The organism is Sphaerochaeta halotolerans, from assembly GCF_003429665.1.
Lineage (GTDB): Bacteria > Spirochaetota > Spirochaetia > Sphaerochaetales > Sphaerochaetaceae > Sphaerochaeta > Sphaerochaeta halotolerans.
Window position 1 is genome coordinate 43,256 of record NZ_QUWK01000007.1, and the last position, 18,844, is coordinate 62,099.

Annotated in this window: 19 protein-coding genes and 1 tRNA gene; 8 read left to right on the top strand and 12 right to left on the bottom strand. The window is 47.1% G+C overall.

The features are described from left to right. The first annotated feature begins 87 nt into the window (after nt 1–87). Genes DYP60_RS07650 through DYP60_RS07660 form a run of 3 tightly spaced genes read left to right on the top strand, consistent with a single transcriptional unit; the run spans nt 88 to nt 2,886 of the window. Complete coding sequence (locus DYP60_RS07650) at nt 88–969, top strand: VIT1/CCC1 transporter family protein (protein WP_117330420.1); 882 nt, start codon at nt 88–90, stop codon at nt 967–969. Continuing rightward, complete coding sequence (locus DYP60_RS07655) at nt 970–1,935, top strand: aldo/keto reductase (RefSeq protein WP_117330421.1); 966 nt, start codon at nt 970–972, stop codon at nt 1,933–1,935. 42 nt (nt 1,936–1,977) lie between these two features. After that, on the top strand, nt 1,978–2,886 hold the full coding sequence (locus tag DYP60_RS07660; protein WP_117330422.1) for an AEC family transporter: 909 nt from the start codon (nt 1,978–1,980) through the stop codon (nt 2,884–2,886). On the opposite strand, the gene xylA is transcribed toward DYP60_RS07660, so the two are convergent. After that, nucleotides 2,883–4,211, bottom strand: a complete 1,329-nt coding sequence (gene xylA, locus DYP60_RS07665) for a xylose isomerase (protein WP_117330423.1) — start codon at nt 4,209–4,211, stop codon at nt 2,883–2,885. The genes DYP60_RS07660 and xylA overlap by 4 nt on opposite strands. Nucleotides 4,212–4,219: 8 nt before the next feature. Next, a complete protein-coding gene (xylB, locus tag DYP60_RS07670) occupies nt 4,220–5,698 on the bottom strand; it encodes a xylulokinase (protein ID WP_117330424.1) in 1,479 nt (492 codons plus the stop codon). Between the two features lie 86 nt (nt 5,699–5,784). On the opposite strand from xylB, the gene DYP60_RS07675 reads away from it, so the two are divergent. Together DYP60_RS07675 and DYP60_RS07680 are read left to right on the top strand one after the other, a co-directional pair. Continuing rightward, the gene (locus DYP60_RS07675) at nt 5,785–6,576 is read left to right on the top strand and encodes an AraC family transcriptional regulator (protein WP_117330425.1); all 792 of its coding nucleotides are present in this window, start codon (nt 5,785–5,787) and stop codon (nt 6,574–6,576) included. Nucleotides 6,577–6,933: 357 nt separating this feature from the next. After that, the gene (locus tag DYP60_RS07680; RefSeq protein WP_117330426.1) at nt 6,934–7,173 is read left to right on the top strand and encodes a hypothetical protein; all 240 of its coding nucleotides are present in this window, start codon (nt 6,934–6,936) and stop codon (nt 7,171–7,173) included. Nucleotides 7,174–7,277: 104 nt separating this feature from the next. Here DYP60_RS07680 and DYP60_RS07685 read toward each other — a convergent pair whose 3' ends face one another. The 3 genes from DYP60_RS07685 to DYP60_RS07695 are packed head-to-tail and all read right to left on the bottom strand — an operon-like array spanning nt 7,278 to nt 10,293. After that, entirely contained in the window at nt 7,278–8,162 is an 885-nt protein-coding gene (locus tag DYP60_RS07685) for a ribokinase (protein WP_117330427.1), read from the bottom strand. An 8-nt stretch (nt 8,163–8,170) separates the two neighbouring features. After that, nucleotides 8,171–9,706, bottom strand: a complete 1,536-nt coding sequence (cls, locus tag DYP60_RS07690; RefSeq protein WP_117330428.1) for a cardiolipin synthase — start codon at nt 9,704–9,706, stop codon at nt 8,171–8,173. Nucleotides 9,707–9,765: 59 nt separating this feature from the next. Beyond that, entirely contained in the window at nt 9,766–10,293 is a 528-nt protein-coding gene (locus DYP60_RS07695; RefSeq protein WP_117330429.1) for an epoxyqueuosine reductase QueH, read from the bottom strand. Nucleotides 10,294–10,380: 87 nt separating this feature from the next. On the opposite strand from DYP60_RS07695, the gene DYP60_RS07700 reads away from it, so the two are divergent. After that, nucleotides 10,381–11,463 (top strand): tetratricopeptide repeat protein, encoded by a 1,083-nt coding sequence (locus DYP60_RS07700; RefSeq protein WP_117330430.1) that lies wholly within the window; start codon nt 10,381–10,383, stop codon nt 11,461–11,463. Between the two features lie 2 nt (nt 11,464–11,465). On the opposite strand, the gene DYP60_RS07705 is transcribed toward DYP60_RS07700, so the two are convergent. Beyond that, complete coding sequence (locus DYP60_RS07705) at nt 11,466–13,523, bottom strand: patatin-like phospholipase family protein (protein ID WP_165849538.1); 2,058 nt, start codon at nt 13,521–13,523, stop codon at nt 11,466–11,468. 107 nt (nt 13,524–13,630) lie between these two features. Between DYP60_RS07705 and DYP60_RS07710 the strand changes: the two genes are divergently transcribed. Next, nucleotides 13,631–13,714: transfer RNA gene (locus DYP60_RS07710), tRNA-Leu, on the top strand. Nucleotides 13,715–13,822: 108 nt separating this feature from the next. Here DYP60_RS07710 and DYP60_RS07715 read toward each other — a convergent pair. Genes DYP60_RS07715 through DYP60_RS07730 form a run of 4 tightly spaced genes read right to left on the bottom strand, consistent with a single transcriptional unit; the run spans nt 13,823 to nt 15,241 of the window. Continuing rightward, nucleotides 13,823–14,146: a HigA family addiction module antitoxin gene (locus DYP60_RS07715; RefSeq protein ID WP_117330432.1), complete on the bottom strand. Its 324-nt coding sequence runs from the start codon at nt 14,144–14,146 to the stop codon at nt 13,823–13,825. Between the two features lie 9 nt (nt 14,147–14,155). Further along, nucleotides 14,156–14,443: a type II toxin-antitoxin system RelE/ParE family toxin gene (locus tag DYP60_RS07720; RefSeq protein WP_117330433.1), complete on the bottom strand. Its 288-nt coding sequence runs from the start codon at nt 14,441–14,443 to the stop codon at nt 14,156–14,158. A 47-nt stretch (nt 14,444–14,490) separates the two neighbouring features. Next, nucleotides 14,491–14,673 (bottom strand): hypothetical protein, encoded by a 183-nt coding sequence (locus DYP60_RS07725; protein ID WP_117330434.1) that lies wholly within the window; start codon nt 14,671–14,673, stop codon nt 14,491–14,493. Continuing rightward, nucleotides 14,657–15,241 carry a pyridoxal-phosphate dependent enzyme gene (locus tag DYP60_RS07730; protein ID WP_165849539.1) on the bottom strand — a complete coding sequence of 195 codons (585 nt, stop codon included), beginning with the start codon at nt 15,239–15,241 and terminating at the stop codon, nt 14,657–14,659. Before DYP60_RS07730 ends, DYP60_RS07725 begins: the two co-directional genes overlap by 17 nt. Before the next feature lie 253 nt (nt 15,242–15,494). Here DYP60_RS07730 and DYP60_RS07735 point away from each other — a divergent pair, with 253 nt between their 5' ends. Beyond that, nucleotides 15,495–15,785 carry an autorepressor SdpR family transcription factor gene (locus tag DYP60_RS07735; protein ID WP_117330435.1) on the top strand — a complete coding sequence of 97 codons (291 nt, stop codon included), beginning with the start codon at nt 15,495–15,497 and terminating at the stop codon, nt 15,783–15,785. 282 nt (nt 15,786–16,067) lie between these two features. On the opposite strand, the gene mltG is transcribed toward DYP60_RS07735, so the two are convergent. Next, complete coding sequence (mltG, locus tag DYP60_RS07740) at nt 16,068–17,450, bottom strand: endolytic transglycosylase MltG (protein WP_165849540.1); 1,383 nt, start codon at nt 17,448–17,450, stop codon at nt 16,068–16,070. Next, on the bottom strand, nt 17,443–18,543 hold the full coding sequence (locus tag DYP60_RS07745) for a hypothetical protein (RefSeq protein WP_117330437.1): 1,101 nt from the start codon (nt 18,541–18,543) through the stop codon (nt 17,443–17,445). The genes mltG and DYP60_RS07745 overlap by 8 nt, the downstream gene beginning before the upstream one ends. Nucleotides 18,544–18,844: the final 301 nt, after the last annotated feature.

The window sequence follows — 18,844 nt, forward strand, 5'->3', positions numbered from 1 at the left end:
ATACTACAAAGAGAACCTGAAGCGGTCAAGCAACGCTATTCTCAAAACGTTCTGAGATAGCTATACTATCGGCCAAGGAGCAAAGACATGAGCGACACTACTGCCTACAGCAAAAAAACCATGCGTGTACTCTTGTATCTTCAGCAGGGCGAGTTGACTGAACACCAAATCTACAGCTTTCTCGCATCACGGGTGAAAGACGAGCAGAATAGCAGTGTATTACGTCGTATAGCAGGGGAGGAACTTGGGCATGCCAAAATCTGGCAGAAACTGACAGAGAAAGAAGTCAAAACCAATAGAATCAAGTTCTGGTTCTATAGTCTTATGGCACTCATCCTGGGATATACTTTCGTACTGAAGAAAATGGAAAAAGGAGAGGATAAAGCCACCAAGGCATATCGCTCCCTGATTACTGAAGTACCACAGGCAAAACAGATTAGTGAGGATGAGGACAGACATGAACAACAACTACTTGCAATGCTTGATGAAGAACGCTTGCAATACGTCGGCTCCATGGTTCTTGGTTTAAGCGATGCTCTGGTTGAGCTTTCTGGAACATTGGCCGGTTTGACCTTTGCCCTGCAGAACACCCGCCTCATTGCTCTATCCGGTTTGATAACCGGTATATCAGCTACCCTTTCCATGGCATCCAGCGAATATCTCTCGGCAAAAAACAGTGGAGATAAGAATGCAGTCAAGAGCAGCATGTACACAGGCATAGCTTATCTCTTTACCGTGACGTTCATGGTTTTGCCATACCTGCTTCTCGAGAGCTACGCAGTTGCTTTGGGCATTATGCTGGTGGTTGTCATTATCATTATCATGTTTTTTACCTATTACACGTCAGTAGCTAAAGACCTTCCCTTTGGGAAACGATTCTTTGAGATGGCACTCATAAGCCTCAGTGTTGCTGCCATATCGTTTGTAATTGGAATCCTCGTAAAGCGATTCCTGGGAATTGATATCTAGATGAAATACATTGACTTTTACAATCTTAAGCTCTCACAGATTGCCCTTGGGTGCGACCATTACGGAGAGTCAATCAGCGAAGCAATTGCATTGCAGCAACTGGACATTTTTGCAGATGGGGGAGGGACCCTCCTCGACACTGCCCACATCTACGGGCAGGGCAAGGAAGGAACACTGTCCAGCAGTGAATTGGTGCTCGGCAAGTGGATGCAGGAAACAGGGAATCGTGAGAAGATGGTCGTTGCCTCTAAAGGCTGTCATCCATACAAGGAAGACATGCATAGGAGCAGAATCAACAGAGCTGACATGTATCTGGATATCAACCAAAGCCTTGATTCCTTGCGGACAGACCATCTGGATATCTGGTTCTTCCATCGTGATAACCCCCAGATACCAGCTGATGAGATCATAGACATGGCAGGAGAGCTCATACAGAAAAATCTGGTTCGTCACCTAGGAGCATCCAATTGGACCACTAAACGGATTGAGCAGGCCAATACATGGGCAAGCAAACAGGGAAAACCGACTTTTGCAATCAGTGAAATCCAGTGGAGCCTTGCCCATTGCACGCCAGAGACCTGGGGTGATGACACCTTGGTCTGTATGACAGAAGAACAGAGACGCTGGTATGAAAAGGAATCCATGCCGGTTATGAGTTTCTCCCCACAGGCAAAGGGGCTCTTCTCCAAAGTAATTGCAGGAAAGACGGAATCGCTCAGCGATACGGCAAAACGTCGGTTCCTTACCAATACCAACCTACGTCTCGTACCCAAGGTGAAACAACTCTCCATGGAGTTGCACACTTCTCCTTCAGCCATAGCCATGGCCTACCTGACCAGCCAGAAAAACCCCACCATTGCAATAGCAGGATCCAGCAAGCCTACTCAAATCACCGAGACCCTCGCAGGCAGCGACCTAACCCTGAGTGAGGAGCAAATCGCCTTCCTACAGGAAGATCTTTTCTAGTATTGCTTGTGTCAAACACCGTGAGACAGTAGGATACTCTCCATGACGCAAGCCCTTACACAGGTTGCTCTCTTTCTCTTCATCATAATCTTGGCCCAAATCCTGAAGCGGATCGGCCTGTTTACTGAGAAGGAAGGGAGCACACTCTCCAAGATCAGTTTAAATATCACCCTTCCGGCAGCTATCGTGGCTAGCTTCAATACATTCACGATGGATTACTCTCTGTTGGTGTTGATCGGTTACGGAATTGGAGCAAACATCTTGCTTGCTTCCCTTTCCTACCTTTTTATGTGTAAGAAAAGCAATTCCCTCAAAGCATATGCACTCTTGAGTGGATCGACTTACAACGTAGGCAACTTCTCTTTCCCCTTCATCCAGTCACTGTTTGGTGCCCAAGCGTTGGTTGCCGCATCCTTGTTCGACCTTGGCAATGCTCTGATGACCACAGGGTTGACCTACTCCCTGGCGGGTTCCGTTGCACAGGGAAAGCGACCCGAGAGAACCGACATTCTAAAGAAACTCTTCACCAGTGTTCCCTTCATTACCTATTTGGTAATGATTACACTCTCCTTTGCCCACATCAAGTTGCCTCTCTTTCTCCAAGAGTGGATGATGGCCATAGGAAAAGCAAACCCGATCATCGCAATGTTGATGATCGGGATTATGCTTGATATTCATTTTGAGAAGAGTTGGATTAAGTATTCACTGGGATTGCTCTCTATCCGATACGGACTGGGCATCCTGATGGCTTGGTTTTTTATCGTACATACCGATTTCAACCAGATTATCAAGACAACCCTTGTCTTTGTCGTATTCAGCCCGAGCGCAACCAGTTCAGTTGCGTTTCTTGAGAAGCTTACTGATCAGAATAAGCTTGCTTCCTTTACCTCTTCACTTTCAGTCCTGGCAAGCATTGCCAGCTTTACCATCCTCTCACTCCTGGTTGCTTAGCCAAAGAGGTAGGAGTTCATGAGGTTGTTCAGGTACTCCTGCTTTCCGCTGCGCTTCTCAATCTGAACAGTACGACCGATAGCGGCAAGAGAAGCAAGATCCATGGAACCATCCTCAAACTTCTTCCCATCCCCAGCATCGAAGGAGGCATAACGATTCTTCACGAACGTATCGAACAGTCCTTCATCGATGATCTTGTGTGCAACTTCAAGGCCGAGTGCAAAGCTGTCCATACCACCGATATGTGCTATAAAGAGGTCTTCAAGGTCTGTTGAGTTACGTCGTCGCTTCGCATCGAAGTTCAAGCCACCACTACCCAATCCACCATGCCTCAAGATAACCAGCATAGCCATCGTAGTTGCATACACATCGGTCGGGAACTCATCAGTATCCCATCCGTTTATCGGATCACCCTGGTTTGCATCAACACTGCCGAGCATTCCATGGTTTGCAGAAACCAACAGATCATGGTCGAATGTGTGGCCGGCCAAGGTAGCGTGGTTGGCTTCAATATTGCACTTGAAATCCTTATCCAGACCATACTCCTTAATAAACCCGATGGTAGTCGCAGCATCGTAGTCATACTGATGTTTGGTCGGCTCCATCGGCTTGGGCTCGATCAAGAAGGTTCCCTTGAACCCAATACTCCGCCCATAGTCTCTTGCCATGGTCAGGAATCGTGCCAAATGGTCCTGCTCTCGCTTCATATCAGTATTCAAGAGACTCATGTACCCTTCTCTACCGCCCCAGAAGACATAATTCTGCCCACCGAGCTTCACATTTACGTCCAGGCTGTTCTTCACCTGTACAGCTGCTCGGGCTACCACGTTGAAGTCTGGGTTGGTTGCTGCTCCATTCATATAGATGGGATGCGTAAACACATTGGCGGTATTCCAGAGCAATTTCACACCACTTGCCTTCTGCCTCGCAAGCAATTCGTCGGCAATCTTGTGAAATGTCTTCTCATATGCCACTGCATCTTCACTATCGGGGGAAGCATCCACATCGTGGAAACAATAATAGGGAGTCCCCAACTTGGTGAAGAACTCGAATGCTGCATCGGCCTTGGCCACTGCATTTGCATAGGGATCAGACTTTCTGAAGGGGAAGTCCATGGTTGAACTACCAAAGGGGTCCGTACCATCAGCACAGAAGCTATGCCAATAGGCAGTCGCGAAACGAAGATGCTCGGCCATCGTCTTTCCACCAATCATCTTTTTGGCATCATAATACTTGAATGCAAGGGGATTCTTGCTTCCTTTTCCCTCAAACGCAATCTTCCCAATACCCTTAAAATATTCCTGATCTCCGACAAAATACTGCATATGTCCTCCTACTGAAATAAAGGCGTCATCGCCTCAACATACGATTGATAACGCTGGTATGCCTTTGCATACAACGTTCCTGCTTCCTTGTCTGGTTCACAACCCTTTGCATCATCAAAGCGTACGTGCTCAGATGCAAGGTCCACAATCGACCCACCGCTGAGTGTCCATAGCGCCTGGAGTGCTGCGCCGAAGGCCGCACTCTCGCCAACCTTTGGAACGGAAACCGGCAACTGCATCACATCACAGGCAATCTGTCTCCAGATGGCACTCTTTGCACCACCACCGGTGAGAATAATTCGCTTGGGAATAAAACCAAGCTCCCCGAAAGCATCCAATCCACCCTTCATGGCATAGATGGAACTCTCCAAGGCGGCACGCGCGATATTCTCCACCTTCATATTCCCCATATCAAGGCCTGCTATCACACCCTTTCCATGTGGCAGGTTAGGCACACGTTCCCCGTTGAAGAAGGGCAGCATCGTTACTCCCTCACATCCAATTGGAGCCTTTGATGCCAAACGGTCAAGTTCCTTGACATCATAGCCAAAGAGCTGCCTCACCGATTCAGTGGTTATGGTACAGTTCATGGTACATAGCAGTGGCAGATACCCACCAGTAGAAGAACAGAAGGCTGCAAGCCTTCCCTTGCGGTCGGTAATACAGGTATCACTGTACCCGAAAAGGGTCCCACTGGTACCCATGCTCATGGTAAGATCGCCCTTTCCCACACAACCCGTTCCAATGGCTCCTGCCATATTGTCCCCTGCTCCACAGGAGACAGGGATGCCCTCTGGTATACCAAGCTCCTTCGCAGTGGAAGGTTGCACGGAACCTGCCGGTTGCCCTGCCTTGGTAATTGGTGGCAGCATACTGTAGAGATCACGACCATCATCCACCGCCTGCAACACTTCCCTGCTCCATGCTTTGTTCATGACGTCAAAGAATGCAGTGCCTGAAGCATCGCCTGCTTCTGCACTATAGACACCTGTCAGATAAAAATTGATGTAATCATGGGGAAGAAGAATATGAGCCAGCTTTTCGTACGCTTCGCCCCGATGCTGCTTCAGATGGAGAATCTTGGACAAGGTATAGCCGGGGAGAATCTGGTTCCCCAACAGCTCAAACACCCTGTCTTCCCCCCCAAGTTTCTGAGTTAGTTCATCACATTGTGCTTTGGTGGAAGTATCACACCAGAGCTTGACCGGTGCAAGCACCTCTCCGTCCTTTCCAACGGGAACAAAACCATGTTGTTGGGCAGAGACACCGATTGCAACAACCTGCTCCTTAATCTTTGGATCTATCTGGGCAAAGCAGGATCTGATTGCATCCAGATACCATACAGCTTCTTGCTCACGCGTCCCGTCTTCACGACTCTCCAACTCATGGGAGGCACTGACGGTCAACAGGACTTGCTTCGTCTCGGCATCATAACAGAGAACCTTGGTGCTCTGTGTGCCAGTATCAATTCCTACAACAACTTGCATACAAATCCTCTCCTTTGGTATAGCATTACCCATGGTTGGGACAAATACCATAGACAAGATTGTGAAAACATATGTATTATTGACTTATGGAACTATTGGATGCGGTCTTTGTATTCCAGATGCATGAAGAACAGGAACTGCTATGGCATCAGCGGGTGCATAATCACGAACCAGGGCAATTCGAAGTCCATTACTTTGTCAGTGGTTGTGGCACGTTCAGTAATGCCCAAAGCCGGTACACAATCTCTCCAGGGTCACTGTTTGTAACCACCGGTGGAACGGTACACGCAATCGAGGCCGACCGTCAGGCAGGTCTCACCTATTACGCTACCTTGATCAGCTGCCCTGAAGAACAGAATCTGGTAAGCAAATTGGAAAAGATGAACCCAATTCGTCTGGGCAACAACTGGCGATTCTTTTTTGAAGAGGTGAGAGACAAGGGGCTCAGCCAGTTGCGTGAGTTGCGCATCAGCGCCTGCTACCAGATGCTTGGCCTCTTGTACAACCTGGCTGCCGGCACAAAGTTGGAAGAAAACCAAGGGGAAAATGTACATCTTGAGAAAGCCATCCGATACATGCAGCGGCATGTTTTCGACAATCTGAACCTACAGATGATTGCAGACCACGTACAACTCGATCCCTCTTATTTTGTTCGTTTGTTCAAGAAGCGCATGAACACCACCCCAATGCGATATTACTCCAATCTTCAGCTGGAGGCGGCTCGAGCACTGCTTACCAGTACCACCCAATCCATCAAGGAGATTTCAGAAAAATTGCAGTTCTGTTCAGAATTCCATTTTTCCAAACGATTCAAGCAATCCACCGGGAGCAGCCCATCGTCTTATAGAAAGACCCATTTACAATTACTCGGCATATAAGGATGGAAGAAGTTACCAGACTTCTCCCACGCACCTTTTGTCAGAAGTGACAGGGCCTTTCCTTCATGTCTCTTGTCATATCATTGGGTGTGCCATAAGCAATATTTCTTCATTTATAGTCAATACATCTCAGATTTGATGTTTTTACCATGTCATAAGTAAGAACTCTTCGCTTAATCTTCTTAGAAACGTATGCAACAAGAGGTGGTTTTGGTAGATGTTATAGGTTACTTCTTCTAACATATGACATTCTCTAATTTCTTTTATTATAAGAATTTATTTCTTTTTATATATTGACATCTTCTTACATCCTACATACTATATAGATGTAAGATCTACTAAAAGAGGAGTAAGAAGATGAAGAAGTTCAAAGCCATCATACTAACAGTCATCTTGATGACCATCTTATCTTCTGCTCTTTTTGCTGCTGGCATGCAGGAGACAGCAGTGCTCAAGTTGCGCGCCTACATTCCTGAACGAAACACGTTTACTGCCAACGAGTTTGGATCTTTTGAAGTTGATTCAAATGCATACAACTTCTCTTACTCGATTGCAGAAGAGGGATACAGCAGAACGTTATTCGTGGTTGCAAACTAACAAACTTCGAAGCGAGTCCGGACAGACAAGCTTGCACATATTGAAGCCAGTGATGAGGGAAACATCACTGGCTTCTATCTAGTACTGAAACTGTTGATACCTACTTAGTCGAATACCTCACGGGCCAATGGAATGGATGCCATGGCCCCGGGCCGAGAGACCGCAAGACCTGCGGCTTTGCTCGCTGCACGCAAGCACTCCTTGACTGTGAAACCACGGGAGAGGGAAGCAAGATAGTAGCCGATGAAGGTATCCCCTGCAGCTGTGGTGTCCACAACCGGTGTATCATAAATACCTTCACTGATCCGTTCCTCCTTATAGCCGTAGAGGCATCCTTCTTTTCCAATCGTCAAAAGAATCTCGCTCTCAGGATAGTCCTTTACAAGCTGCTCCAGGATATCGGAGAAATCACTGCCCTCAGGAAGATTTGCAAGATTTGCCCCTTCAATCTCGTTCACCACCAACAGATCCAAGAGACCAAGAGGAAGCTCATGCAGACTGGAATCAAAGGGGGCCAGGTTCATGCAAACCTTCATTCCGCGTTTCTTTGCCTCACGAATCAAATGCCCATTGTGGACGATCTCATTCTGAAGTACCAGCATATCACCTGAGGAGAAAAGCTTAAGTGCCTCATCAATCTCATGGGTGGTAATTGCAATATTTCCTCCCCCATAGAGGATGATTGCATTCTGTTTTTGGCTATCAAGCTGTATCAAAGCCTGCCCTGTAGCACCTTCATACCGATGGATGAGAGAGGTATCGACCCCATAGCTCGAAAGTAATTCCAACAGGAAGACACCATCCTCCCCAATCTTTCCGGCGTGAAAAACCTCTGCACCAGCTTTTGCAAGGGCCGCACTCTGGTTTGCGCCTTTACCCCCAGCACTTTTAGCAAGGGAAGTACTCTGTAGTGTCTCCCCTCCCTTTACAATATGATCGACCGTGAAAATCAAATCAATATTGACTGAACCATAATTCAGAAATCGCATCCTTCCTCCTATAACAACGGGGCGGCCAGTTTCAAGACCATCCCGGTAAACTTCTTAATCCACGAGCGATTCTTTACAAAATCCATGGTGATTCTTCTACTTACATCCAACGTATTTCGTATATCAGTATGTACCTTCTGCACTACAGATGAGCCATAGAATGCCACCCCGTTTTCAAAGTGCAGGTAGAATGACCGATAATCCATATTGATTGTACCAATGATGGCAACACGGTCATCGCTGACGAACATCTTTGCATGCAAGAATCCGGGAATATACTCATAAATTTTCACCCCAGACTCCAACAAAGGCCGGTAATTCTCCCTTGTAACAGCAAATACATACCATTTATCAGGTTTATGAGGGGTAATGATACGCACATCTACACCACTTTGGGCGGCAATCTTCAGCGCAGTGAGCATTTCATTATCGAGGATAAGATAAGGGGTCGTTATCCAGACGTACTTTTTTGCCATGCTGATAATCTGGATGTAGGCATTTTCTGCAACATTCTCATTGTCCAACGGGTTATCAGCAAAGGGTTGGACGAACCCATCGGTCTTACAGGTAATTGTCGGACGGTAGGCATAGTAATCCATAGGTTGCCCAATAGAGAAAGCCCAGAGCTGAAGGAACATCTGGGAGAGACTCCATACAGCGTCCCCTCTAAGCTTTACTGCAGTATCCTTCCAATGGCCGAACTTGATCTTCCGGTTGGCATACTCATCGGCAAGATTCATTCCACCGGTGTACCCTACATTGCCGTCAATAACCAAAACCTTGCGGTGGTCCCGACTGTTCGAACGGCTGTTCAGGTGGGCTTTCAATGGATTGAAGGCTACAACCTCAAGGCCCAAGGACCGAAGTTTACGGTCATAATGGTTGGGGATGTCTAAGATGGAACCAACGTCGTCATACATGAGACAGACACGCACTCCTTGCATACACTTCTCAAGGAGTACGGCAAGCACTGAATCCCAGATTTCTCCCTCTCCGATAATGAAAAACTCGAGGAAGATGAACGTCTTGGCTTTTTTCAGCTCGAGCAAGACATCTTGCACCCAGTCCTCTCCACTTTCGAAGTATTCAACCTCAGTATTCCCCCACACAGGATATGAGCTGATATTCGCAATGTATTGTGCTTGCCTTGCCAATGTTCTTGAGTATGCCGAAAGCGCCTTCATTGGAAGGAGGTTACTATATGCCCCACCCTCCATTCCACGTTGGTTGAGTTTCTCCAGTTCTTCAAGGCGTGCACGCAGGCGGGCATTGAGCCCACGGGTGCCAAAAAGGACATAGAACAATCCACCATACACGGGAATGGTCATGAAGATGAGCATCCAACCAATCTTATAGGCAGGGTTGAGGTCTCTTACCACTACGACAAGGGCCATCATAATGGACAAGCCCGATAGAATTCGAATCCAGAGAGTATCATTTTGGGCAAACCCAATAATATTGATACCAATGGCAATCTGAAGGGAGATGAGAACAAGGGAGATGAAGAGTCTTCCTGTGAAGAACTTCAGTAATTTTCGGAACATAGCTACTCTCCCCCTTGGCAGAAGAGTATAGCATTTCAGTCATAGGTAGGCAAAGCCTCTTACTTGTGCATTGAGAATTCACATCCGCAGTAGTGCTGACGATAAAGTCCCAACTCCTTGCTTAAACGTACACTTTTCTCAAATCCACCTTTCTTCTTGAAATCGATTTGCTCAAACCCAGGGAATTGTTCACCAACGCTGAATATGCGTTTACTGTTCTTGAATCGGCTTACCGTCAAAGTGGTGGTGAAATGTCTGAACCCTAGCTCCTCTGCTTTGAGAGAAGCCTCCTTCAAGTTGAAGGCGAAACACAGGCTACACCTGGTCTCCCCTTCTCTTTCACCTTCGTGTCCTTTGACACTCTCCAACCAACGTTCGTGGTTGTAGTGTTCGTGAATTACTTGCAAGGAGTAGGTACGTGCCACCTTCTCCAGCGCATCATAGCGTCTCTGCACTTCTTCCAGGGGGTAGATATTGCTATTTGAAAAGTACAGGACAGGGTTCCACCCATCCTCAAGAAGTCTCTCGATGCTGGCGGTACTGCAGGGGCCGCAACAAGCATGTACCAGTATGTCTTTCTCTTCCATAAGCTCAGCATACGGCAAACCATAATGAACTTGCAACCACCCGTCTTTCTGTGTAGAGTACAATCGTTGAAGGGAGGTCCCAACACTATGAATCGAAAGAAGAATCTTGGCTTGTGGCTTACGTTGTTGATTGTGGTACTCATAGCAGTCATCGATATTCCGACATACAGCAAATTCCTCTTGATAGCCCTCGTCTTGGGCTCCCTGCTGTACTACAGACGGAGCATCATCTATTACATCAGGGGAAACAGCAAGATTACCAGCAAGAATGAGAAAGATTGGCAGTATGCATGGCCTCTCTATCGCAAGGCAATCAAAGCTGGGTTGCAAAAACCCTTTGTCATTACCGCAGCAAGTATGTTCCTACAACGTGGCGATGCAGAGGAAGGCAAACAGATCATTGAAGACTACCTTGCCTCTGGGGAGGGGCGAGATGAAAACCTCGACAATGTTGCGAAGACTATGGTCAGTATGGCCTATTGGATCAACGGAGATCTTGATAAAGCAATTGAATGTGTAAAGGAAGTCCACGAGAATGGGTATCGAGATAAGAACCTGTTCATCAACTACACTACCTATGCCTTGGCGGCAGGCGATCTGGAGAAGGCGGAACAGTTGCTTGATGAGGCTGGGCAATTGGAGTACAGCAGCCCGGGCATCAGAGATAGTCGTGGTTGGTTGTTCCTGCTTCGAGGAAAATGGGAGGAGGCGGATGCACTCTTCGAGGAACTGATCGAAAAAGGGCCTCGTTTTCCAGAGCCTTATGTGCACCATGCACAGGTAAAGATTCACTTTGGTCAGGTAGGGGATGCTATCGAATTACTAAAGAAGGCGTTGGATGCACGGTTTGCAAATACTTCAGGGTTCAGCAAGGAAATTATCCAAGGGATGATAGAAGGCTTGGAAAACCCAGATACTCGGAGAAAATGTGCTCTGGAGATAGACCGCGACACCATTTCAGTAGCAGTAGGGCAAAGCCCCAAATCAATCGAGGAGACATTCCCTCCAGAGGAAGGGTATGTACTGGATGGGTTTGCTAAACCCAAGAAGCAAAAGAAAAGCGCTCCCAAGCAGCAAGAAAAAACGCCGGATGAGAGCGATAATCAATCCCCCAATACCGACCTCACGGAAGAGGACTTGGAATACATAAGAAAGCACAACCTTGAGTAGTACTAGAACGCCACGTTGAAATAAAAGCCCCAGACCAAGGTGTTTACTCTCTGATCCCAACCTCCATAGATGGTGAGCGGCAGTGTACGGATTCCCAGCAGGGAGAGGTCACTGTGCAATTCCAAGCCAAGGGAGAGGTAGGGAACCAAGGTGTTCCTGTTCCAGAGCAGGTCTGAATAGATGGCAACAGAGTTGTTCTGGAAGATGAACAATTCTGCCATCGTCGGATTAAAAGCACTAGGCCGATACCCTACCGATACACCCAATCCTACCAGATGATTCGCTGGATTACTGCTGACAGTCAAATCATGCCCCTGGCTCTTGATCTGGGAGTCAGTGGTTCTAAACCCATCTGAGAAGAAAAAGGGAACATCCCCTTTCCCATCCAGTGCAAATCGTCCAAAGGCATTGATGGAGGCAAATAGATCGAGGTTCTGATTAAGAACCTCTGTATTACCATGAGTTGCAGCAAACGAGCGAACATTGGAGAAATCCCCCAATATCTGATATGAGAGAGAGAGTGCCGTATCGTTGAATACCCATACATCATCATGAGAAGGATACAGCGTTCCTATTGCTGAAATGGTATAGAGGAAGGTATGGCCGTCGAAGAAATCGACGTAGTCACTGTCTTCGAAGTTGTTTATCTGTTCATAGGATTGCAGCAAACTGATTCTCAGTTTTTCATCAAACACAAAAATTCTTCCTTCAAGATTAACTCCACTGGAAAGGATTGGGGCGAGCTGCCCAACATCAAACAAGAAGGAGCTGTAGAGAGAGAGACGAAGATACTTAAGGAAGGTGTAGTCAAACTGTGCCCGGACTGCTGGAGCGGCGGAAAACCGTTCGTTGCTGCGGAAGTCAAAGGAGTACCCCGGGTTCACACTTACTGAGATATCACCTTTCCTATGGAGGAACTTGAACCCCAGGGTGGTATCATCCTTGAGTGCAGAAGTGTCTGGCTCCTGATAGTCACTGTCCAAACCCAACCCAAACAATGTGGAAGGGATGTTCAGGGGAACATGCTGGTATAAACGATAGACAGTAGCACTCTCTTCCATCTTCAATGCCAAGTCACTCCGTATCTGTGAGAGTTCTTGGCTTACTGCACTTTTATGCAAGGTCGATAACTGTTCCTGTTGCTCACTCGCCGAACGATAGCCTTGTTCAACCAAGTATTCCACACGATCAAACTCCATGAAAGAGACATCCTCTACAGCACAACGAATCCAGATGACCTCGGGAAGCGCATTCTTGAGCTCTTCCACCCCCTTCCTTCTCTTTCCGATATCAATGGAGACATTGAGCACAGTCAGTGGATTCTTGAGATTCAAGGTATCCATGTCATAGAATGTTGTGGAAACGATGACTGAATCGGCATAGGAGTAGGCCAAATCAATTGGGGCGAGATTGGTAATGCCACCATCGATTAACAAGTGTCCTCGATATTCTACTGGGGGAAAATACACAGGAAGTGCATAGCTAGCTTGTAAGACAGTGAAGAAATCCCCTTCGCTGATGGCAATTTGACGCTTGGTCACCAAATCTTCCGCCACCACGATAATGGGGATAGGAAGTGTCTCAAGCTGAAGGTCAGAGCCCACTATCGAGGCAACTTTAGCAATGAATCGTGAAGATTCCAGCACCCCTCCCTCAACAGGAAGCGTGAGATCAAACATACTTTGGAGATTTATCGAAGTTATGCTTTCCAGAATCTGATCAGGCGAAAGTCCTGCGGCATAGAGGAGCCCTACAATACTTCCCATTGAATTGCTTATGATGAAATCAGGGACAATGCCCTGCTCTTCCAGGTACTTCAGAACCCCAATATGTGCAAAAGCCCGTGCTGAACCGCCACTGAGTACGAGCCCAACAGGAGAGCGTTCTCCTTGGGTACGTGCAAGTATCCGCTCCCTGAACGTTGCATCCCCATAGGTGATGGGCACATCAGCGAGAAGGATGTCATCAGCTTCTTCAGCAGCAGCAAGGCTTGAAAGCACCATACAGATCAACAAAGCCATTACCAACAACTTCTTGAAAGTCTCCACGATTTCCTCCATGTATGCTTTACTGTAAAGCAAAGAGGCTGAAAAGACAATCTCATGCTACTTTTTTGAAAACGCTGTTGCTTTTTTCAAAGGGATTTGGTAGCATTGATTTCGCTAATGCCGGCGTGGTGAAATTGGTAGACACGATAGACTCAAAATCTATTGAGCGCAAGCTTGTATCGGTTCAAGTCCGATCGCCGGTAATAACAAATCAGTACATCTTATTTCAATAAATGAGATTACTCAAATGTGATTCCATTTTTTTGTCAAAGAAAACGAAACGATATATTCTTAGGGGCTCGATTGTGGACTCAGATATGAAAGGATTTCTGATTTCTCATCGTCTGTTCGTACGTTGGAAGTGATTCAATTGCTTTCTTGATCACTAACTTTTCGTTTTCCAAAGTAACTTTTGTCTGCAGATTGGCAAAATATTCATCACTGGTTCCGAAATAGTGTGCAAGACGTAGGGCTGTATCCATTGAAAGTTTTCTCCTGTTTGCCAAAATCTCTTGGATACGGCTTACCGGTACATCAATATCCTTTGCAAGCTTGTATGCGCTAAGGCCTAGAGGAACCATGAATTCTTCCTTTAAAAATTCTCCGATTGTTAAGGTTGGCATGTACTTATCCATTTTGTCCTCCTAATGGTAGTCAATAATTCTGACTTCGGTTGCAATACATTTCGTCTCATTCCAGATAAAACATATTCTCCACTGGTCATTGATTCTGATACTGTATTGCCCCTTACGCTTTCCCTTTAATTGTTCCAATCGATTTCCGGGAGGAACATTCAAGTCGCTCGTCTTCATGGCAATATCAATCAACCAGAGTTTACGCCTAGCGACAATCTGAATTTCCTTGGAAAGCTTCTTGATGAAGATTGAATGAAATATCCTTTCTGTATCCTTGTCGGCGAAACTCTTTATCATATACACAATATACCTCTATCGCGTGTATACGTCAACAAGGTAGCTCTCTACGATTCTCCGAAATACGTCCTGACAACCAAATCATCGGAAACCCAGGACCAAGTATATCCTGCTTCACTCAAGGCAAGTTCCAATGCATCCTGTGATGTTGTCTCAAACCCAGTGACAAGTACATTTCCTGTGTCACTCGCAGCATTCCGGTAATGAAAGGTATCAATACCCCAGGGCAAGCCATGGACTCAGGAGGCGTTGCCTCCTTTTCCGCCCCAAGGGACGGGGTATCTTACCTTGCTTTCCCTGCACTCGCTCGGGAGAGGAACCATCATGCTGATTCCTTTCCTCTCGCTCCGTTGGGGAATGAAAGAGGCAGATCTTCCATCGGTTTTCCAAAGTACTCAGGAAGTCTCCCAGTGCATTGGTTCTCCCTATAAATTCAATCTGATAGAAGATTTGGTATTCGGTTTCCATGGCCTCCCCTCCTATCATACAGTACTCATAGGTCTCTGAATAACTATCACCATAGAGCTCTATCCTTGCCCCATAGCTCCACACAGCCTCAATCTTAATGCTTGGTATGGTCTTGGGCATCAATGCCAAGCTTCTGTGCAGAGAGCGCAACTCCTTGAGCATGGTTGCCAGCACTTGCTGCAATGACTCCCCGATTTTTTTCTCACTGCTGGGATGGGCGATCTTGTTGTAAGCTCCACGGAGTTTGAAGCTGTGTACACTCTGCAGGTCCTCCCATTTTAGGTAGACGAGACGCGCTTTCTTCTTTTTTTTCAGGTGCGGATCACGCATAGATATGGTTTCTACAGCTACATCACATGCCCTTCCTATGGGAGGAAATGTTGCAGAGATTTCATACCTATCTAATGCAACGAAAACGCTCCGTTACGCCGAACCTACACGATTCTCATCCAGAAACATAAAAAAGGTTGATGAAATTCCAGTGTTGCTGGAATCACTTCCACTTTCAGTGACATGAGACACTTGACTAGAGAAAAGGCGCAGGATAGTATCTATTTAGAATTATTTCGAAATAGGAGATGCCATGGGGTTTTCAGAGACTATGAAAGCGATAGCCGATCCACAACGGAGGGAAATGCTCTTACTCGTCAAGAAACAGCGCCTAAGAGCTGGAGAGATTGCCTCCCATTTCCCCAATCTCTCAGCAGCAACTGTCTCCTACCACCTCTCATTGCTGAAAAAGGCTTCCTTGATTACAGAAACAAAGTACAAGAATTTCGTCTATTACGAACTCAATGGCTCAGTATTTGAGGAAATCATACTTTGGTGTGCCCAGTTTACCGGAGAAACACCGAAACCACCTAAACCCTTGTGACCACAACCATCATATGTCTGGTTCCTAATACGCCATTTCTGTGCAGCAGGTCATCCGGATACGTACGATAGCAAGGTTTTTGGGGAATTCGGTATGCCGTTGCTCACTATCGTTGTACAACCCAACCCGAACGAGACACCTCCAGCAAGCGCTACCACATAGCCCGATGGACCATCGCCTTGCTGGTTGGGTTTGAACGTTCTTCAGTCTGCTTTTCATCCTGGTCATTATCCTCGATTTCCTTGTACTATGGATTTTCTCTCTTGGTTCAAAAACACCAGACTAACGATACTGTGTAATGTTTTCCTTGTGCTCTTCGTACGTCTCTGCATAGTGGATTGCCTTGTCATATCCATGCAGATAGTAAAAATAGGGTGTGTCCTTCGGAAAGAATGCTGAACGAAGCGCATCTACCCCTGGGCAGCAGATCCCTGATGGCGGTAGACCTACCTTTCTACGGGTGTTGTACGGACTCTTGGTCTCCAAGGCTTCAGTTGGTATTGGGTTCTCCCAATCCCCCAACTCATAACGGGTGGTTGCATCGATTCCCAATGGTTCATCATGTGCCAGCCGGTTATGAATAACCGAGGAAATTCCCTCCATTTGGGTGATATCCTGTGTCTCTGCCTGAATCATGGAGGCAACAATCAACAGTTCCTCAATACTGTACCGCTCCAAGAGAGGTGAATCCAAAAGCCCTTGAAGCGCACGTAACATCTCCTGATACATTGCCAAGGCCAACTCCTCTGCAGCGCGATTACGATGGATTGTATAAGATCCACTCAAGAACCATCCCTCTGTAAAACTGAGCCGGTAAGCAGAAGCCAGATTATTAACAGCATCCAGGAACCCCCCCTCATCAATCTCAAGCCTGTTTACCAGATAACCATCGATGTCAGAGAGGGTGAAACCAGGAGGAATGGTCACATCCATGGTCTGCTCAGTATTGGTAAGCAGGGAGGCAACCTCACTGTATTGCAGATTCCGCTCCATAACATAGGTACCGGTCTGGATAACGGTAGCAAGTTCCTTCTCCACCAGATAAGCAAGTAATGCCTGGGCATCCTCAACCACTCCCAACTGTTCGAGCAAGAGGCTGACTGTACGGGCTGTCATCCCGCTCTCAATGGTCACTGCAACAACATCACGTTTCTCTCCCCCGGGGACGGGGGGAACGAGAAGAGTAGGCTTCTCCCCGTGCGCATAGAGAATGAGAAGAGCAGCAACCACCAGTAAGGCGATTACCAGTGGAAGCAAGAGTCGCCTGGAGAGCGGTTGGCGGTAGGAGGTACGCTTTCCAATCTTAGGAGGCACCACCTGCTGTTTCTTGGGCTTCGCTGTCTGGGTAGCGGGACGTTTTCGGGTCCTTGTCTGCACTACATGGGGATTCGGTTGGTCAGCAGTACGGGGTGTGGGACGCTTCTTGCCAAGGCTTTCCTTGGCTACAGGCTTTGGCACTGGTCTCAGGTCTGCAGGTATCTTGACCGTCATGCTACGCGTGGTGACTGTCGGCTTCTTCCTTGATGTATTGGGCTTCTTCAGAGGGGAAGGAGTATCAGAGAGGACGACCTTGTAGGAGGACGTACTCTTTTTTGGCTTCGGTTTTTCTTCCTTCCCATCTAAGTCCAGGGTCAGTTGTTTGGGTGGTTTGGATTTCTCAGCCATTGCTCTCCGGTTCCTTCTTTGGCAACAACTCGGAGATTTTGTTCTGTTTGAGCTGAATAGAAGCATGCACCTGAGCTATCTGACGATTGAATGTTTCTATCTGTGCTTGCAGATGATCGATTTTCTGGTTCTCCAACTCTATCTGCGCTTCCAACTCCTGTACTTTTATCAAGTTTTGCAGCGTTTTGATATCCCCTTCCAATTTCCTGATTCGGGAACGATGGAGGGTAATTTGATCCATTAAGGAGATTGCCTTCTGCCCTATCTGTCCTGCATGCACTGAATCAGGGAGTGATTCGTACAGTGCTTTTCCATAGGAATAAGCCGCCTTTTGATATGTTTTTTCTTCCTTCTTCATAGCTTGGGAACGCTCTTCCAACCGTGACTTGGGACTGGGTACCTCCTCGCTACGGAGTCGCGCGATGGCGCTCTGGTGCAACTCCATCTCCTGCTTGAGTGCAGCTTCCTCTTTTCGCAGTCGTACAAGCTGCTTCATGACTTCAGGATGTCTATCGAGAGGAAGATCGGCTTCACATCCAATAGCTACCAGAGCCTGCCCTGCCTTGGAAAGCAAGCCAACCATCTGCCTTCTCGCTGCACTGAGACGGAGGTGCAAGATTTGTTTGCCCAATTTACCCTTGTAGGTATCGAGACGTTCCTCTAGCTTCCGAGTCTTCCTCTGGTGTTCCTCAAAGAGAGGTTGGCACACCTCCTCTATGTACTTAGGGAGGGACTCTGACCCATAGGCTTCATAGGCAATCGCTCCGATCTGTGCATGGACCTTTCGTTTTGGTTGTTCAAGAGCCTTTATATCAGAGGCAATCTCCTTGATCTTTCTCGAACGATCTTCCATTTGCTGGATGTATATACGTATCTGCTCGAACGATTGCCTGGCATCTTCCCATTTCTGTAGAGTGTTTCGGTATTGTTCATATTCGCTGCGGGCATACCCGAGACTGACGTTCTCCTCAATCAGGGAGACGCTTTTTGCCAAATCCATATATAAAGCGAGAAGATCACTATGATGTTGTTCAATCGCTTTCTGTTTTTCCTGGATATCTGCCTGCAATGAGCCCATAATTGATAGTATCATAGAGGTGGGCTGCTAGGCAAAGAGAGATGAACCCACTTCCATCCTTTTCATCGTTCCTTGACAAAGGAAGAAGAGGTTCGGTATTCTGAATGCAAACTGCCTTGGGATGGAAATGGTTTATTCATGCTACCCTATTCTTTTCCTTGACAGATCGGAGAGTCTTTGCGTACATGTGCCAGGATGTACCCTCTTCTTTGAGTGTGACCACAATGGTATCCACTTACTTCTGTCTTCAAAGGGCAGAAGCTATGCCCGCCACGTTTCCCACACCCCCTTTGAGGCGGGGGGACGAGGAGAGCAT

What these genes read in the sequence shown, in the direction of transcription:
- DYP60_RS07650 (WP_117330420.1), top strand. Translation starts at nt 88, where the DNA reads ATGAGCGACACTACTGCCTACAGCAAAAAAACCATGCGTGTACTCTTG.
- DYP60_RS07655 (WP_117330421.1), top strand. Translation starts at nt 970, where the DNA reads ATGAAATACATTGACTTTTACAATCTTAAGCTCTCACAGATTGCCCTT.
- DYP60_RS07660 (WP_117330422.1), top strand. Translation starts at nt 1,978, where the DNA reads ATGACGCAAGCCCTTACACAGGTTGCTCTCTTTCTCTTCATCATAATC.
- xylA (WP_117330423.1), bottom strand. Translation starts at nt 4,211, where the DNA reads ATGCAGTATTTTGTCGGAGATCAGGAATATTTTAAGGGTATTGGGAAG.
- xylB (WP_117330424.1), bottom strand. Translation starts at nt 5,698, where the DNA reads ATGCAAGTTGTTGTAGGAATTGATACTGGCACACAGAGCACCAAGGTT.
- DYP60_RS07675 (WP_117330425.1), top strand. Translation starts at nt 5,785, where the DNA reads ATGGAACTATTGGATGCGGTCTTTGTATTCCAGATGCATGAAGAACAG.
- DYP60_RS07680 (WP_117330426.1), top strand. Translation starts at nt 6,934, where the DNA reads ATGAAGAAGTTCAAAGCCATCATACTAACAGTCATCTTGATGACCATC.
- DYP60_RS07685 (WP_117330427.1), bottom strand. Translation starts at nt 8,162, where the DNA reads ATGCGATTTCTGAATTATGGTTCAGTCAATATTGATTTGATTTTCACG.
- cls (WP_117330428.1), bottom strand. Translation starts at nt 9,706, where the DNA reads ATGTTCCGAAAATTACTGAAGTTCTTCACAGGAAGACTCTTCATCTCC.
- DYP60_RS07695 (WP_117330429.1), bottom strand. Translation starts at nt 10,293, where the DNA reads ATGGAAGAGAAAGACATACTGGTACATGCTTGTTGCGGCCCCTGCAGT.
- DYP60_RS07700 (WP_117330430.1), top strand. Translation starts at nt 10,381, where the DNA reads ATGAATCGAAAGAAGAATCTTGGCTTGTGGCTTACGTTGTTGATTGTG.
- DYP60_RS07705 (WP_165849538.1), bottom strand. Translation starts at nt 13,523, where the DNA reads ATGGAGGAAATCGTGGAGACTTTCAAGAAGTTGTTGGTAATGGCTTTG.
- DYP60_RS07715 (WP_117330432.1), bottom strand. Translation starts at nt 14,146, where the DNA reads ATGGATAAGTACATGCCAACCTTAACAATCGGAGAATTTTTAAAGGAA.
- DYP60_RS07720 (WP_117330433.1), bottom strand. Translation starts at nt 14,443, where the DNA reads ATGATAAAGAGTTTCGCCGACAAGGATACAGAAAGGATATTTCATTCA.
- DYP60_RS07730 (WP_165849539.1), bottom strand. Translation starts at nt 15,241, where the DNA reads ATGCGTGATCCGCACCTGAAAAAAAAGAAGAAAGCGCGTCTCGTCTAC.
- DYP60_RS07735 (WP_117330435.1), top strand. Translation starts at nt 15,495, where the DNA reads ATGGGGTTTTCAGAGACTATGAAAGCGATAGCCGATCCACAACGGAGG.
- mltG (WP_165849540.1), bottom strand. Translation starts at nt 17,450, where the DNA reads ATGGCTGAGAAATCCAAACCACCCAAACAACTGACCCTGGACTTAGAT.
- DYP60_RS07745 (WP_117330437.1), bottom strand. Translation starts at nt 18,543, where the DNA reads ATGATACTATCAATTATGGGCTCATTGCAGGCAGATATCCAGGAAAAA.